The 16,690-nt window shown below is 70.3% G+C and carries 11 protein-coding genes and 2 pseudogenes; 10 read left to right on the forward strand and 3 right to left on the reverse strand.

What is annotated here, in order from left to right:
• Nucleotides 1-2 precede the first annotated feature (2 nt).
• From ACZZZN_RS00070 to ACZZZN_RS00110, 9 genes and pseudogenes are all read left to right on the forward strand, one after another.
• Nucleotides 3-689: a DUF624 domain-containing protein gene (locus tag ACZZZN_RS00070; protein ID WP_463503226.1), complete on the forward strand. Its 687-nt coding sequence runs from the start codon at nucleotides 3-5 to the stop codon at nucleotides 687-689.
• Entirely contained in the window at nucleotides 686-1,660 is a 975-nt protein-coding gene (locus ACZZZN_RS00075; protein ID WP_463503227.1) for a hydroxyacid dehydrogenase, read from the forward strand. Before ACZZZN_RS00070 ends, ACZZZN_RS00075 begins: the two co-directional genes overlap by 4 nt.
• 395 nt (nucleotides 1,661-2,055) lie before the next feature.
• Nucleotides 2,056-2,214 (forward strand): annotated as a pseudogene (locus tag ACZZZN_RS00080) (DapH/DapD/GlmU-related protein); the annotation flags it as partial.
• 1,471 nt (nucleotides 2,215-3,685) lie between these two features.
• Nucleotides 3,686-4,849 carry a Gfo/Idh/MocA family protein gene (locus ACZZZN_RS00085; RefSeq protein WP_463503228.1) on the forward strand — a complete coding sequence of 388 codons (1,164 nt, stop codon included), beginning with the start codon at nucleotides 3,686-3,688 and terminating at the stop codon, nucleotides 4,847-4,849.
• Between the two features lie 2 nt (nucleotides 4,850-4,851).
• A pseudogene (locus ACZZZN_RS00090) lies at nucleotides 4,852-6,044 on the forward strand (dihydrodipicolinate synthase family protein).
• Nucleotides 6,041-6,904 carry a sugar phosphate isomerase/epimerase family protein gene (locus ACZZZN_RS00095; protein ID WP_463503229.1) on the forward strand — a complete coding sequence of 288 codons (864 nt, stop codon included), beginning with the start codon at nucleotides 6,041-6,043 and terminating at the stop codon, nucleotides 6,902-6,904. Before ACZZZN_RS00090 ends, ACZZZN_RS00095 begins: the two are co-directional and overlap by 4 nt.
• A 221-nt stretch (nucleotides 6,905-7,125) precedes the next feature.
• On the forward strand, nucleotides 7,126-7,899 hold the full coding sequence (locus ACZZZN_RS00100) for a sugar phosphate isomerase/epimerase family protein (protein WP_463503230.1): 774 nt from the start codon (nucleotides 7,126-7,128) through the stop codon (nucleotides 7,897-7,899).
• Between the two features lie 84 nt (nucleotides 7,900-7,983).
• Nucleotides 7,984-9,042 carry a LacI family DNA-binding transcriptional regulator gene (locus ACZZZN_RS00105; RefSeq protein WP_463503231.1) on the forward strand — a complete coding sequence of 353 codons (1,059 nt, stop codon included), beginning with the start codon at nucleotides 7,984-7,986 and terminating at the stop codon, nucleotides 9,040-9,042.
• Nucleotides 9,039-10,139: a glycerate kinase gene (locus tag ACZZZN_RS00110; RefSeq protein WP_463503232.1), complete on the forward strand. Its 1,101-nt coding sequence runs from the start codon at nucleotides 9,039-9,041 to the stop codon at nucleotides 10,137-10,139. Before ACZZZN_RS00105 ends, ACZZZN_RS00110 begins: the two co-directional genes overlap by 4 nt.
• 258 nt (nucleotides 10,140-10,397) lie before the next feature.
• On the opposite strand, the gene pgm is transcribed toward ACZZZN_RS00110, so the two are convergent.
• On the reverse strand, nucleotides 10,398-12,041 hold the full coding sequence (gene pgm / locus ACZZZN_RS00115; protein ID WP_463503233.1) for a phosphoglucomutase (alpha-D-glucose-1,6-bisphosphate-dependent): 1,644 nt from the start codon (nucleotides 12,039-12,041) through the stop codon (nucleotides 10,398-10,400).
• A 61-nt stretch (nucleotides 12,042-12,102) separates the two neighbouring features.
• Here pgm and pheA point away from each other — a divergent pair, with 61 nt between their 5' ends.
• Nucleotides 12,103-13,053: a prephenate dehydratase gene (gene pheA / locus ACZZZN_RS00120; protein WP_463503234.1), complete on the forward strand. Its 951-nt coding sequence runs from the start codon at nucleotides 12,103-12,105 to the stop codon at nucleotides 13,051-13,053.
• Nucleotides 13,054-13,079: 26 nt separating this feature from the next.
• Here pheA and ACZZZN_RS00125 read toward each other — a convergent pair whose 3' ends face one another.
• Both ACZZZN_RS00125 and ACZZZN_RS00130 read right to left on the reverse strand, forming a co-directional pair.
• A complete protein-coding gene (locus ACZZZN_RS00125) occupies nucleotides 13,080-15,152 on the reverse strand; it encodes a molybdopterin oxidoreductase family protein (protein WP_463503235.1) in 2,073 nt (690 codons plus the stop codon).
• Nucleotides 15,149-16,690 (reverse strand): FAD-dependent oxidoreductase, encoded by a 1,542-nt coding sequence (locus tag ACZZZN_RS00130; protein ID WP_463503236.1) that lies wholly within the window; start codon nucleotides 16,688-16,690, stop codon nucleotides 15,149-15,151. The genes ACZZZN_RS00125 and ACZZZN_RS00130 overlap by 4 nt, the downstream gene beginning before the upstream one ends.

Genomic DNA, 16,690 nt, shown 5'->3' on the forward strand with positions numbered 1-16,690 from the left:
CGATGAAGCGCATCTCGCATGACGCCTGGGCAACGATCCTCGGCGTCGTCTACCTCGGCCTGATGGTCAATTTCCTCGTGCTCGTCGCAGCGTCGCCCCTCGTGGTGCTGCTGATGACCACTGACCCCGCACTGTCGTGGCCGCTGCTGGCCCTCGCCGCACCGCTGGTCGCGCCGGCGCTGACCGGCGCATTCACGGCGTTCCGCGAGTTCGGCCGTGGCGAGCCCCAGGTGGTGCGCTCGTTCCTGCGGGGCTGGAAGGCCACGGCACGCAAGGGCCTGGTGATCGGGGCGGTCGCATCGGCATCCGTCGTGGTGCTGCTCGTCGACGTGCGCGCGGTCAGCGCATCGCCGGCATCCGTCATGATCGTGCCCGTGCTCGCCCTGCTCACCGTGATCGCGCTGGCCACCGCCCTGGTGGCACTCGTCGCGCTGGCTGAGGAGCCGGGCGCGCGGATGCGCGACATCGTCAAGGCCGCGCTCTACCTGAGCGTGCGGCGGTGGTATCTCACCGCCCTGTCGTTCGCCGTGCTCGGAGTGCAGATCGGACTCTTCACCACGATGCCCGCGATCGCGATCGGCCTGACCTGCGCTCCCGCCCTGTACGTGGCGTGGGCGAACAGCCGGTACACGCTGTGGCCGGTGCTCGAGATCGACGAGGCGCGCGAGTCGGCGGGGGTGCGCGCGTGACGGTGCGCACGGCGATGAGCCCCGAGGTGTTCGACCTGCTCTTCGACGAGGCTCGACTGGCGCGCCTGAGTGCGCTCGCCCCGTCGCCGCGGCAGGGGATCGACGAGGGCGACATCTCCGACACCGAGATCCTGCTCACCTCGTGGGGGGCTCCGCGCCTCGACGCCGCACTGCTCGACCGCATGCCACGGCTGCGCGCCGTCGTGCACGCGGCGGGCAGCGTGCAGCAGCTGGTGTCCGACGAACTGTGGGAACGCGGCATCACTGTCACCTCCGCCGCCGATGCCAACGCCGTGCCGGTCGCCGAGTACACGTTCGCGACGATCATCCTCGCCTTCAAGCGCGCCTTCGTGCACATGCGCTCGCCGTCGACCGTGCTCGAGTGGCGTGACCTGGTCGGTTCGGCGCGATACGGAAGCCTCGGACGCACGGTCGGCGTCGTCGGCTTCTCGCGGATCGGACGCAGGGTGGTGCGGATGCTGGGTCAGCTCGACGGCATCCGGATCCTCGTCGCCGACCCGTTCGTCTCGCCGGAAGCGGTGGCAGAGGCCGGAGCCGAGCTGGTGCCGCTCGACGACATGCTCGGCCAGGTCGACGTGCTCTCACTGCACGCTCCCGCTCTGCCGGAGACCAGACACATGATCGGCGCGGCGGAGCTCGCGGCGCTCCGCGACGGGGCGACCGTGATCAACACCGCGCGCGGGTGGATCCTCGACCACGAGGCGCTGCTCGCCGAATGCGAGTCGGGGCGACTGGATGCCGTGCTCGACGTCACCGAGCCCGACCCGCTGCCGATCGACGCGCCGCTGCGTCGGTTGCCGAACGTCGCCCTCACCCCGCACATCGCCGGGTCGATGGGCACCGAGGCTCGGCGGCTCGCCGATTCGGCCCTCGACGACGTCGAGGCTCTGCTGCGCGGCGGTGTCCCGTCGCAGGTGATCACACGACTCGACATGGAGCTGAGCGCATGAGTGTGCCCGTCGACCCCCAGGAGTTCTCGCCCTGGGACTTCTGGCACGACGCCGATGCGGCTCAGCGCGAGGCGCAAATCGCCCGGCTGCGTGGCCTCATCGACGGGCATCCGGAACGATCCCTGGGCGAGCGGTGCTTCGTCTCTGAGCTCGCGTCGGTCGACAACGCGGTGCTCCGATTGGGCGACCGCACCTACGTCGCCGCCGGGGCGTATCTGACCGGCGAGCTCGTGGCGGGCGCCGACTGCAGCATCAATCCGTATGCGGTCGTGCGGGGCCAGGTGACGCTCGGCGACGCCGTGCGCATCGGCGCGCACACGTCGATCCTCGGCTTCAACCATTCGATGGAACCGGGCACCCCTGTGTTCCGGCAGCCGCTCACATCGGTCGGCATCGTGATCGCCGACGACGTATGGATCGGCTCGCACGCCGTCATCCTCGACGGGGTGGCCGTCGGATCGCACGCGGTCATCGCGGCCGGCGCGGTCGTGACCAAAGACGTTCCTGCGGGCGCGATCGTCGCGGGGAATCCCGCCCGCTTCCTGCGCTGGCGGGTCACGCCTGAGGGTGCCGAATCCCAGATCTCGGGAGGTTCCGGCGCTAGCGCGCGCGGGCTCGGCGAGCGAGCGGCTGAGTTCGGGGCGCGAGTGCGAGCGGAGGCGTCGTCGCTGCTCGCGCGCTCCTGGAACGATGACGCGGGGATGTTCGTCGATCGCCCCGGTGCTGCTCCGACAGTGCGGGCGCAGGCGGATGCGATCGAGATCGCCGATCTGCTCACGGACGCCGCTCCACCCCAGGCGTCGGCAGAGGCGCAGATCCGCCGTCTGCAGGCATGGCAGGACCCGTCGACCGGCGCCGTGGCGCCGCTCGGTGCCGACGGGCGCCAGATGCCTGGGACGGACTTCTCCGACGACGACGCGGCATATCACGTGCTGAGCACCGGGTATGCCCTCGACCTGCTGGGCTCGAAGTTCTCGGTCCCGCTCACCTGGGTGACGGATGCCACACCCGAGAGCGTCGTGGATCTCTGCCGGCGTCTGCCATGGGCGACGGATGCCTGGAACGCGGGCCACCACATCGACGGGTTCGGCACTGCGCTGCTGTGGTCGAAGAAGGCAGGCATCCCCATCCCCGACGGGGTGGAGGCGGCGCTGTTCGGCTGGCTGCTGCTGAATGTCGATCCCCATACCGGCATGTGGGGTTCGGCCACACGCGATCGAGGCCTCCTGCCCGTCGTGAACGGCTTCTATCGTGCATCCCGCGGCACCTTCGCGCAGTTCGGGGTGCCGTTGCCGCATCCTGATCGGGTCGTCGACACCGTTCTCGATCATGTGCGCGACCCGCGATGGTTCACGCCGGGAACGCGCAATGCCTGCAACGTGCTCGATGTGGCGCATCCGCTGTGGCTCGCCCGCGGCTCGGGCCACCGCTCGGCCGAGGTGCAGAGCGTCGCGGAGCGGTTGCTCTCCGACGCCCTGACGATGTGGGTGCCCGGTGAGGGCTTCGGCTTCCGGGAACCGTCGGCGACGACCCGTGGTCTCGCAGAGACCGAACCAGGACTCCAGGGCACCGAGATGTGGCTCGCGATCATCTGGTACCTCGCGGATCTCCTCGGCATCGCCGAGCATCTCGGCTACCGGCCGAGAGGCGTGCACCGGCCCGAGCCTGCCGCGGCCCTCGGCGACGCGTGATCGCCGTCGGGGGTGGGGCGCGGGGCGGGCAGCGAGCGGGGTCAATATCGCACCGGGCCCGTGGTGCGGGGTCAGTTCGGCACCGGAAACGGCTCTATTGGATGCACTTGTGACCCAGCCTGGCGTGCGGATGCTCAACTGACCCCGCCCGCGGCGCATCAGCCACGGCAGCCACGGCAGCCACGTCAGCACCGGGAGACGGGATGCTCGTAGGAGAGCGTTTTCCGCCCCCGCTTGCGCACCGGCCCACGGCATGGCATGCTGTCGGAAAGCGCTTACCCGCAAAGTTTCCCCGCAGATCGTGCGGGATCTGAGAGAAGAGAACGGACCAGCAATGTCACAGGCGACAACCCGCGAGATCGGGATCATCATGAACGGCGTCTCGGGGCGCATGGGCTACCGCCAGCACCTCGTGCGGTCGATCCTCGCGATCCGCGAAGAGGGCGGCATCGAGCTGCCCGACGGATCCCGCATCACAGTGAAGCCGCTGCTCGTCGGCCGCAACGAGGCCAAGCTCGCCGAGCTCGCAGCCAAGCACGGCATCGAGGACTACACGACCGACCTCGACGCGGCGCTCGCCGACCCCAAATGGGAGATCTACGCCGACTTCCTCGTGACCAAGGCCCGTGCCTCCGCCCTTCGCAAGGCGATCGCCGCCGGCAAGGCGATCTACACCGAGAAGCCCACCGCCGAGTCGCTCGACGAAGCCCTCGAGCTCGCGCGTCTCGCCGATGCGGCCGGCGTCAAGACCGGCGTCGTGCACGACAAGCTCTACCTGCCCGGCCTGCAGAAGCTCAAGCGCCTGATCGACTCGGGCTTCTTCGGCCGCATCCTCTCGGTGCGCGGCGAGTTCGGCTACTGGGTCTTCGAGGGCGACTGGCAGCCCGCGCAGCGTCCGAGCTGGAACTACCGCACCGAGGACGGCGGCGGCATCATCGTCGACATGTTCCCGCACTGGAACTACGTGCTCGAGAACCTGTTCGGCGAGGTCAAGAGCGTCTACGCGCAGGCCGCCGTGCACATCGCCGACCGCTGGGACGAGAACGGCGAGCACTACACCGCCACCGCCGAAGACGCCGCGTACGGCATCTTCGAGATCGAGGGCGGCATCGTCGCCGAGATCAACTCCAGCTGGACCGTGCGCGTCAACCGCGACGAGCTCGTCGAATTCCAGGTCGACGGCACCCACGGATCGGCCGTCGTCGGACTCTTCGGCGCCAAGATCCAGCCGCGCAACGCGACGCCGAAGCCCGTGTGGAACCCCGACCTCGAAGACACGCACGACTACGACGCCGATTGGCAGAACGTGCCCACGAATGAGATCTTCATCAACGGCTTCCGTCAGCAGTGGGAGGAGTACCTGATCTCGTTCGTCGAGGGAACGAAGTACCCCTTCGACCTGCTCTCCGGTGCCCGCGGCGTGCAGTTCGCCGAGGCCGGTCTGACCTCCAGCGCCGAAGGCCGCAAGGTCGCGCTCTCCCCGCTGACGCTGGGCTGAGCATGACGACTCTCCGACTTCTCGACGCCGCAGGCGTGGTGACGGATGCCGAGCTGCTCGAGGGCGGCGGGTATGTCCGTCCGGCCTCGCCGCTCGTGAGCCGTGTCGCCTACGCGGCCGCGCACGTGGTGCCGAAGGTGCACGCCGACAACACCCCGGGGCAGCCCGCCGACATCGACTGGGACTCGACGCTCGCGTTCCGCCGCAACGTGTACTCGTGGGGTCTCGGCGTCGCCGACGCCATGGACACCGCGCAGCGCAACATGGGGCTGGATGCCGCCGCGACGCGCGAGCTCATCTCGCGCAGCGCCGAGGTCGCCCGCGAAGAGGGCGGCTCGGTCGTGGTCGGTGTCAACACCGATCACGTCGCCGAGTCGCACATCTCGCTCGATCAGGTGATCGACGCCTACAAGGAGCAGCTGCACTTCACCGAAGAGCAGGGGCAGGTCCCGTGCTCATGGCCTCGCGCCACCTCGCTCGGGCGGCGAAGAACGCCGACGACTACCGTCGCGTCTACCGCGAGGTGCTCTCGTCGGCCACGGTGCCGGTCGTGCTGCACTGGCTCGGCACGGCCTTCGACCCCGAGCTCGCGGGCTATTTCGGTGCGGATGACTGGCAGACGGCATCCGCTGTGCTGCTCGACATCATCGCCGAGAACCCCGACAAGGTCGCGGGCGTGAAGATGAGCCTGCTGAACGCCGAGTCCGAGATCTCGGTGCGCGAGCAGCTCCCGCAGGGCGTGCGCATGTTCACCGGCGACGACTTCAACTACGTCGGCCTGATCGGCGGCGACACCCTTCGACAGGCTCAGGGACCCACCGAGACGAAACGCACACACTCCGACGCGCTGCTCGGGGCGTTCGCGGCGATCACGCCGGTGGCCTCCGCGGCGATCCAGGCACTGGATGCCGGAGATCCCGCGCGCTACCTCGAGATCCTCGGACCGACAGAAGAGCTCAGCCGTCAGGTGTTCGCGGCTCCGACGTTCTACTACAAGACGGGCGTCGCTTTTCTCGCGTGGCTCAACGGGCACCAGCCCGCGTTCCAGATGGTGGGCGGGCTGCACTCGGCGCGGAGCCTCGTGCACCTCAGCCGCATCGTCGAACTGGCGAACGCCTCGCTCGCCCTCGAGAACCCCGAGCTCGCGCGCGAGCGCTGGCACGGGATGCTGCGCCTGAACGGAGTCTCGCTGTGACCGTCGATCCTCGCCTGTCGATCAACCAGGCCACGATCAAGCACGCCGACCTCGCGACCGCGCTGCGGGTGACGGCGGATGCCGGCATCCAGGCGATCGGTCTGTGGCGCGAGCCCGTGAACGAGGTCGGACTCGACGTCGCCGCACGGATGCTCGCTGACTCGGGGCTGCGCTTCACGACTCACTGCCGCGGGGGATTCTTCACCCTCCCCGAGGGGCCGGAGCGCGTCGCGGCACTCGACGACAACCGCCGCGCGATCGAGGAGACCGCGACGCTCGCCGCCGCGGGTGCCGACGGATCCACGGCCGTGCTGGTGCTCGTCGCCGGCGGGCTGCCCGCCGGCTCGCGCGACCTGATCGGTGCGCGTGAGCGCGTGCGCGATGCGATCGGCGTGCTCGCGACCGACGCGAAGGCGGCGGGCGTGACGCTCGCGATCGAGCCGCTGCATCCGATGTACGCGTCCGACCGTGCCGTCGTCTCGACGCTCGGCCAGGCGCTCGACATCGCGGCGGACTTCGATGCCGACGTGGTCGGAGCCGCGGTCGACACGTTCCACATCTGGTGGGATCCGCAGGTGCTCGAGCAGATCGCGCGCGCGGGCCGCGAAGGGCGCATCGCGACCTACCAGGTGTGCGACTGGAAGACCCCGCTCGCCGCCGACGTCCTGCTGTCGCGGCACTATACGGGCGACGGCGTGATCGATTTCGACTCTCTCACGCGCGCGGTGATCGAGACCGGATACGACCGCGACATCGAGGTCGAGATCTTCAACGCCGACATCTGGGCGGATGCTCCCGAGAACGTCGTGCGCCGCACGGCCGAGTCGTTCGGCGCCGCGGTCTCGCCGCACCTGCGCTGATCGGTCGCGCGACAGCGACCCGCGGGCCGTCTGCAGGACGATGACCCGGATGCAGGACCGGAACCCGGTTTCCGCTCCTGCATCCGGGGTTCACTCCTGCATCCGGGCAGGACTCCGGCATCGCGCCCCGCCATCCGTGCTGCATGCATGAGGGCATAACGGATTCTCCGAGATATCGGTAGCCCCGTGAGACTCCGCCGTACCCCTGAGAGGATGACACCATGACGAAGATCCGGCCCGGGCTCTGCTCCGTGACGTTCCGCTCGCTCGACGCCGAAGAGGTCATCGGTCTCGCGGCAGAAGCCCAGCTCGAGGTCATCGAGTGGGGTGCCGACGTGCACGTGCCGGTGGGTGACATCGAACGCGCGGCGCAGGTCGCGACCGACACAGCGGATGCCGGGCTGATCTCCTGCTCGTACGGGTCGTATTTCCGGGCCGGTGCCGACGAACAGCTGGCACCGATCCTCGACAGCGCGGAGGCCCTCGGCGTCGATCGGGTGCGCATCTGGGCAGGGCGCCTCGGCTCGGACGAGGCATCGGCAGAGCACTGGGGCGAGATCGTCGCCCGGTTGCGCGATGCGGCGGCAGAGGCGGATGCCCGGGGCATCGGCCTCGCGCTCGAGTTCCACTCCGGCACGCTCGCCGACACGGCGCCGACCACGCTCCGGCTGCTCGCAGACGTGCAGCATCCCGCGCTCAGCACCTACTGGCAGCCGACGGTGGGGGCGAGCGTCGAGGCCGTGCTCGCCGAGTACCGCGCGCTCGCCGCGTACACGAGCGCCGCACACGTCTTCTCCTGGTGGCCCGCGCAGGAGCGTCTTCCTCTGAGGGCGAGGGATGCGCTGTGGACGCGCTTCTTCGCCGAGGCGGTCGGCCCTGCGACAGGCACAGTGGCCCACGGTGTGCGCGACGCCTTGCTCGAGTTCGTGCCGGGCGACGATCCTGCACTGCTGAAGAGCGAAGCCGCGGCGCTGCGCTCATACCTGTCGATCTGACGGCCCGATGACCGCCCTGACGCGCCCCTGCGCGATGCCTCTCGGCTCCCCGTTCTCGCGGTCCCACCGCAGTATGCTCGGGGCATGAGCCTGCCGGAAAGCCCTTCCCGCGTGCGCCAGCCGCGTCACGCGCGAGGCGCCGCCCCGACCCTGCACGACGTCGCCCGTGAGGCCGGTGTCTCCCTCGCGACGGCATCCCGCGTGCTCAACGGATCCGACCGCAAGGTCGCCGAGTCCTTCCGCGAGAAGGTCGAGCAGGCGGCCGCCGAGCTCGGCTACACGGCCAATGCGTCGGCGCAGGCCACCGCGCGCGGCACATCTCCGGTGATCGCGCTGCTGGTCGCCGACATCGCCGACCCGTACTTCGGTCTCATCGCCGCCGGCGTCGCCCGCGGGGCAGACGAGCAGGGACTCGTCGTCACGATCGCGATCACCGAGCGCGATCCGGTTCGCGAGGCACGCATCGTGCGGGCGCTGCGAGGGCAGCGACCGCAGGGGCTGATCCTCGCAGCATCCCGCACCGCACAGACCTCCGAATCCGACACGACGCGGGAGCTGGCCGAATACGCGCGCTTCGGCGGACGCGTCGTCACCTTCGGTGCGGGCAGCGCCGAGAACCGGCACGTCGAGATCGACAACCGAGCGGGGGCCGAACAGCTCGGTCGCCGCATGGCGGCGATCGGCTATCGCTCGGCCATCGCGATCGCGGCAGCCGAGGGCGTGCTGACCTCCGACGAGCGTCTCGCCGGCTTCCGCGCCGGCTTCGAAGCGCAGGGCGGCTCGCTCGATCGCGTGATCCGTGGCGACTTCCGCCGGGAATCGGGTGTCCGCGCGATGACCGCCGCACTCGCCGACGGTGTCGAGTCGGGGACTCTCGTGTTCGGCATGAGCGACGTGGTCGCGATCGGCGCGATGGCGGCGATCCGTGACGCGGGACGCGAGATCGGCACCGACATCGCGGTGTGCGGCTTCGACGACGTCCCGTCGAGCAGCGATGTGACACCTGCGCTCACGACCGTGCGCGTGCCGCTGAGCGAGGTCGGATACCAGGCGTTCCGCGCGACGGTGGACGCCGATTGGCAGCAGGCGGCGCTGCCGCTGGCGGTCATCGTGCGCGCCAGCACCCCGGGCGTCGACCGATGACGCGGGTGGTCCTCGCACCCGACAGCTTCAAGGGCACGATCACCGCGGCGGATGCTGCGGCATCCCTCGCCGAGGGCTGGGCCTCTGTCGATCCCGGCGCGACGTTCGTGCATCGGCCGATGGCAGACGGCGGGGAGGGCACGGTCGCGGCCTTCGAGGCCGCGGTGCCGGGGGCTCGTCGTGTGCCTGTGGTCGTCGACGGCCCGGCCGGCGCACCTGTCGATGCGAGCTGGCTGCTTCTTCCTCCGACCGACGGCAGCGTCGGCGGCACCGGAGTCGTCGATCTCGCATCGACCTCGGGTATCGAACTGCTCGATGAGCTGCGCCCGTGGGACGCCGACACCACCGGTTTCGGTCAGGCGATCGCCGCAGCCCTCGACCACGGCGTCTCCCGCCTCGTCGTCGGCATCGGATCGAGTGCATCGACCGACGGCGGCACCGGCATGCTGACCGCGCTGGGGGCACGCTTCCTCGACGCATCCGGAATGCCGGTCTCGCGCGGTGCGCGGGGTCTCGCCGACATCGCATCCGTCGACCTCTCGGGCCTCCGCGCGGCACCGGAGGTGCGCGTGCTCACCGATGTCACGAATCCGCTCGCGGGTCCACGCGGCGCGGCGGCGGTGTTCGGTCCGCAGAAGGGACTCGCGGGCGACGACATCGCCGCGGTGGATGCTGCGCTGGTGCGCTTCGCCGACATGCTCTCCCTCGATCCGGCGCAGCCGGGCACAGGAGCTGCGGGAGGAACGGGGGGCGCGCTCGTCGTCTGGGGCGCGACGCTCGCACCCGGCGCTGCCGAGGTCGCCGAACTCATCGGCCTCGCGGATGCGATCGCTCAGGCCGACGTCGTCATCACCGGCGAAGGCTCGTACGACGGTCAGTCCGGCGACGGCAAGGTGCCCTCGTTCATCGCGGGCCTCGCGGCATCCGCTCAGCTGAACGCGCTGCTCGCCGCCGGCCGCATCACGGCCGACTCCGACACGACCCTGTTCACGGCATCCGCCTCGTTGACCGATATCGCCGGGTCATCGGATGCCGCGCTGGCCGAACCCGCCCGCTGGTTGCGTGACGCCGGGGCGCTGCTCGCCCGGTCTGTCTGACCGCCTGCCCCGTGCGGGGTCGATTTCGCGTCCGCGCGGTCGGTGCGGGGTCACTTTCGCATCGCGGATGCCGGGCGGGGTCACTTTCGCACCGGGAACCGCGGTTTCGGGTGCGTTAGTGACCCCGGATGCGTGATCGACCCCGCATGGGCTATCGCCCCCAGGCACACTTCTGGCCCCGCACGGTCGAACTCGACGAACGGGGCCAGAAGCGACGCTCCAGAAGAGACGGGGCCAGAAGCGACGGACGAGCGGAGGTCAGCCCCCGAGGGCGGCCGACACCACGGCGCGCGCCTCGGCCTGCACCTCGGCGAGGTGCTCGGGGCCGCGCAGGCTCTCGGCGTACAGCTTGTAGACGTCTTCGGTTCCCGACGGGCGGGCGGCGAACCACGCGTGCTCGGTCTGCACCTTGAGGCCGCCGATCGCGGCGCCGTTTCCGGGAGCGTGCGACAGCTTGGCCGTGATCTCCTCGCCCGCGAGGGTCGTCGCCGAGACGGCATCCGGGGACAGTTTGCCGAGCGTCGCCTTCTGCTCGGGCGTCGCCGGGGCATCGACCCGCTGGTAGGCCGACGATCCGAAGGCCTGCTCGAGCTCGGCATACCGCTCCGACGGGGTCTTGCCCGTCACCGCGATGATCTCGGCCGCGAGCAGGCACAGCAGGATGCCGTCCTTGTCGGTCGACCAGACCGTACCGTCCTTGCGCAGGAACGATGCTCCTGCTGACTCCTCGCCGCCGAATGCCACGGATCCGTCGAGCAGTCCGGGCACGAACCACTTGAAGCCGACCGGCACTTCGAGCAGGCGGCGTCCGAGCGACTCGGCGACCCGGTCGATGATCATCGACGAGACCAGGGTCTTGCCGATCGCGGCGTCGCGCGGCCACTCGGCGCGGTGCGAGAACAGGTAGTCGATCGCGACGGCGAGGTAGTGGTTCGGGTTCATCAGCCCGGCGTCGGGGGTGACGATGCCGTGGCGGTCGGCATCCGCGTCGTTGCCGGTGAGCACGTCGTAGTCGCCCTTCTTGGCGACGAGCGATGCCATCGCCGACGGGGATGACGGATCCATGCGGATCTTCTCGTCCCAGTCGAGCGTCATGAAGCGCCAGGTCGGGTCGACCTCGGGGTTCACGACGGTCAGGTCGAGGTCGTAGACCTCTTTGATGAGCGCCCAGTATTCGACGGAGGCTCCACCGAGAGGGTCGGCACCGATGCGGACTCCGGCGGTGCGGATCGCGTCGATGTCGATGATGGTCGCGAGGTCGCGCACGTAGGCATCGCGGAAGTCGTACCCGGGGAGAGCGTCCCAGTCGATGTCGGCGAACCGCTCGCGCTTCACGTCGACGAGACCGCCGGCGATCAGCTCGTTGGCGCGGTCGGCGATCCAGCCGGTCGCGTCGGTGTCGGCGGGTCCGCCGTGCGGGGGGTTGTACTTGAAGCCGCCGTCACGCGGCGGGTTGTGCGAAGGGGTGACGACGATGCCGTCGGCACGGCCGGCAGCATCCGGTGCGAGGGCGCGGTTGAAGGTGAGGATGGCGTGGCTGAGCGCGGGCGTCGGCACCCACGCGTCGCGCGAGTCCACCCGCACGTCGACACCGTTGGCGACCAGCACCTCGATGGCGCTGCGCTCGGCGGGCAGCGACAGGGCGTGGGTGTCGCGACCGAGGAACAGTGGGCCGGTGATGCCCTGGCTCGCGCGGTAGTCGACGATCGCCTGGGTCGTGGCGAGGATGTGGTTCTCGTTGAAGCTCTTGGTGAGCGACGAACCGCGGTGGCCGCTCGTGCCGAACGCGACCCGCTCGGCGGCGATGCCGGGGTCGGGGACGCGGTCGTAATAGGCGGCGATCAGTTCGTCGACATCGATCAGATCGGATTCTTCGGCGGGAAGGCCGGCACGGCTCGTCATGCACACAGTCTGCCCCCATCTCGGCATCCGCGCATCTTCTGTCCCCAGCCGGTGCCCTAAGGTGAAACGCGTGACTGAACGCCGCACCTACAGCTATCTCGGCCCTGCCGGAACGTTCACCGAGGCGGCACTCGATCAGGTCGCCGACGCACGTGGTCAGGACCGACGTTCGGTGCACAACGTCGGAGAGGCGCTCGCCGACGTGCTCGAGGGGCGCAGCGACGCCGCCATGATCGCGATCGAGAACTCGATCGAGGGCGGTGTCTCGACCACGCAGGATGCTCTGGCCACGCTGCCGGGTCTGCGCATCGTCGGCGAGTACCTGGTGCCTGTGAACTTCGTGCTCGTGGCGCCGCGGGGAACGACGCTCGCCGACGTGCGGATCATCGCGGCCCATCCGGTGGCGTATGCGCAGTGCCACAGCTGGCTCGGCGCGAATCTGCCGACGCACTCGCACGTGCCTGCGGCGAGCAACGTCGCCTCGGCGATCGGTGTGCTCGACGGGTCGCTTCCGGCGCAGGCGGCCATCGCCGCCCCCGGCGTCGTGAAGCACCTCGACGTCGACGTGCTGGCCGAGGGCATCGGCGACAATGCGCAGGCGGTCACCCGCTTCGTGCTCGTCACCCGCACGACCACGGCCCCGGCTCCGACCGGCGCCGACAAGACCTCACTGATCGTCGAGCTGCCGAACGATCACCCGGGATCGCTCCTCGAGATGCTCGAGCAGTTCTCGACGCGCGGCATCAACCTGTCACTCATCCAGTCGCGTCCGATCGGCGACGAGCTCGGCCGCTACCGGTTCGTGATCGACGCCGACGGGCACATCGAGCACGAGCGCATGGCCGACGCGCTGCTCGGCATCCGCAGGTTCAGCCCGCGCGTGGTCTTCCTCGGGTCGTACCCGCGTGCCGACCGGCAGATCGTGCAGTACCCCGAGCGCTACGACGATGACGTCTTCGTCGAGGCGCGCGATTGGCTGCGCGGCATCCTCTCGGGCGAGCCCGAGGCCTGAGCTCGGGCGCCGACGCGCGCTCGGGGTCAGACCGCGCTGACCTGTACCAGCGCCCGCTTGAATTCGGGCATCGCCGAGTGTGGATCGACCCGGTCGTCGGTCAGCAGGTTGGCGCTCTCGGCATCCGGGTAGTGGAACGGCAGGAACACCGTGTCGGGCCTGATGTCGCCGCTCAGCTCGGCCCGCGCCTGCACCGCTCCCCGGGAGTTCGAGAGGCGGATGCCGTCCCCCTCGCCGATCCCGTGGCGCCGGGCCGTGGCGGGGTGCAGCTGGGCGACGAGACCGGGACGCTTCTCGGTCAGCTCGGGGATGCGGCGGGTCTGCGCGCCGCTCTGGTACTGCTCGAGCAGGCGGCCGGTGATCAGGGTGAGACCGTCGGCGCCGGGCGTCTCATGCGTGCGTGCGCGCACCGCCACCATGCGCGCGCGTCCGTCGGGATGCGCGAACCTGTCGGCGAACAGACGGGGCGTGCCGAGGCTCCCCACCGGGAACGGCCAGTACGCCTCGATTCCCACGCCCAGGTCGAGCAGCGCGTGGCTGAGCCCGGAGTAGTCGGCGCGGCCGCCGGCGGATGCTCGGGCGAGTTCGTCGAACACCTCTGACGGCTCGAGGCTCCAGATGCCGGGAGCATCGAGGCGGCGGGCGAGCTCAGCCATGATCCACAGTTCGCTGCGGGCGCCGGTGGGAGCGTCGACGGCTCGGCGGCGACGCAGCACTCGGCCCTCGAGGTTGGTCATGGTGCCCTCTTCTTCGGCCCACTGCAGCACCGGCAGCACGATGTCGGCCGCTTTCGCGGTCTCAGAGAGGAAGAAGTCCGACACGACGAGCAGATCGAGCCGGCCCAACGCCTCCCGCACTGTGGAGACGTTCGGCGCCGAGACGAAGACGTTCGAGCCGTGCACGAGCAGCGCGCGCACGCCACCGGGCAGCCCGGCGCTCTGCAGCAGCTCGACGGCGGGCACGCCGGGGCCGGGCAGGTCGTCGGGGTCGACGCCCCACACCGCCGCGACCGAGGCGCGGGCGGCCGGGTCGGTGATCGACTGATAGCCGGGAAGCTGGTCGGCCTTCTGGCCGTGCTCGCGCCCGCCCTGCCCGTTGCCCTGCCCGGTGAGGGTGCCGTAGCCGCAGCCCGGGGTGCCGGGCAATCCCAGCAGCAGGGCGAGGTTGATGGCCGCGGTCGCGGTGTCGGTGCCGTCGACGTGCTGCTCGACACCGCGACCGGTGAGGATGAACGTCGACCCCGAGCCCGCGATCGTGCGAGCGAGATCGCGGATGCTGCGGGCGGGCACTCCCGTGACGGTCTCGGCGCGCTCGGGCCACCACGACGCCACAGACCGACGGATCTCGTCGAGGCCGACCGTGCGCTGCCGCACATAGTCCGCGTCGTACAGCTCTTCGGAGAGAACGACGTGCGTGAGCGCGAGCAGCAGCGGAAGATCGCTGCCGGGGACGGGTTGCACGTGCACCCCTGCACCGTCGGCGCACAAGCGTGCGGTCGAGCTGCGACGCGGGTCGACCACGATCAGGCCGCCGCGCGCCCTGGCTCCCTGCAGGTGCGAGACGAAGGGCGGCATCGTGTCGCCGACGTTCGAGCCGAGCAGCAGCACGGTCTCGGCGGTGTCGAGGTCGGTGAGCGGGAACGGCAGGCCGCGGTCGAGGCCGAAGGCGCGGTTGGCGGCCGCCGCGGCCGACGACATGCAGAAGCGGCCGTTGTAGTCGATGCGTGAGGTGCGCAGGGCGATGCGCGCGAACTTGCCCAGCTGGTAGGCCTTCTCGTTCGTCAGGCCGCCGCCACCGAACACACCGATCGCGTCGTGGCCGTCTTCCGCCGCGATCTGACGGATCTGCGCGGCGATCAGGTCGAGTGCGGTGGCCCACTCCGCCGGATGCAGCTCGCCGTCGTCACCGCGCACCAGAGGCGTCGTCAGGCGACCGGTGTCGGCGAGCAGCTCGGCCGAGGTCCAGCCCTTCTTGCACAGCCCGCCTCGGTTGGTCGGGAACTCGCGACCGGTGACGGTCACCGGCAGGGTTCCTCCCACCGTCGGGGTGAGCGTCATCGCGCACTGCAGGGCGCAGTACGGGCAGTGTGTGTCGGTCATGCGACGGCCCCCTCGCGCAGGTGCAGCATTTCGGTGATGCGGGCGCGGCATCCTCCGCATCCGGTGCCGGCGCGTGTGCATTCGCCGACGGCGACGACCGACGAGCATCCGTCGTCGATCGCATCCTCTATCTGACCGACGGTCACCGCGTTGCAGATGCAGAGGGTGGCATCGCGGCCGGCGGGCGCCGCCGCGTCGGAATCCGGATCGTCGAGGCGCAGCAGCAGAGACCTGTCGGCCGGCAGCTCACCCCCACGCAGATACAGCACGCTCAGCTCGGCGGCGGCCCGAGGCATCCCGACCGCGACGAACCCGGTGAGGATGCCGTCTCGTGTCGCCATCTTCACGTACGTGCCGTGTTCGGGGTCCGCCCACACGGCGATACCGGGGGCGACCTCGCCGGAGGGGACAGGCGCGAACGGATCGGCCGAGACGTCGCCGGCGGAGGCGATGTCGACCAGCTCGCCCTTGAGCACGACGACCCCGGGATGCTCGTCGACGAACTCGTCGGCATCGTCGGCTCCGGTCAGCTCGGCGGCGATGAACGCTGCCAGCCAGCTCGCCTGACGCCAGCCGGGGCCGATCAGACCATGCGGGCCGCCAGGCACCTGTCGTTCGTGCAGGTACTCGGCAGGGTCGGCGACGTGGGCGCAGTCGCCGATCGCGTGGATGCGCGCATCCGACCACGACCGCAAGGCGCTGTCGACGAGCACGCCGTTGCCCACCCGAAGACCTGCGGCCTCAGCGAGTTCGGTGCGAGCGCGCACCCCGCACGAGAGCACGAGCAGGTCGCCCTCGATGCGCTTGCCGTCGGACGACACCAGGGCGCGGAATCGGCGGATGCCGTCGTCGCCTTCGACGCCGATGACCCCTTCTGCGCGGGTATGCGGCACCAGGGTGACGCCCGCCGTGCCGAGCGCCGTCGACAGGATCGATGCCGACCCGCGATCGAGCTGGCGCGGCATGGGCATCGGTCCGAAGTGCGCGACCGAGGGAATCGCACCGGCATCGGCGAGCAGCATCGCGAGCTCGATCCCGAGCACGCCGGCTCCCAGCACCACCACCCGGCCGCCGCGTGCGACCACGGTGCGCACCTGCTCGGCATCCGACAGGTCGCGCAGCACGCAGACCCCCGACGTGAGGCGCGTGTCGAGGCCGATGCCGTCGGGTCCGAGACGCTCCAGCCCGTCGAGGGCGGGGATGATCGGCCGGGCGCCGGTCGCGAGCACGAGTCGGTCGTACCCGACCTTCGACCCGTCGGCGAGCACGACGCACTGCGCGTCGCGGTCGATGCGCTCGACTCGAGCCCCCAGACGCAGATGCACTCCGGGCAGCGAGGACGCGGTCGCCAGCGTGATCTCGTCGGCGGTGGCCTCGCCGACCGCGAGCTCGGCGAGCAGCACCCGGTTGTAGGGATCGGCCGTCTCGGCGCCGAGCACGGTCACCGTCGCCTGCCCGCCGGAGACCAGCGGCAGGAGCTCTTCGGCGAATCGGATGCCGACAGGCCCCGCCCCGATGACGACGATGCGCTCGGGCAT

This window comes from Microbacterium sp. AC145, from assembly GCF_979258505.1.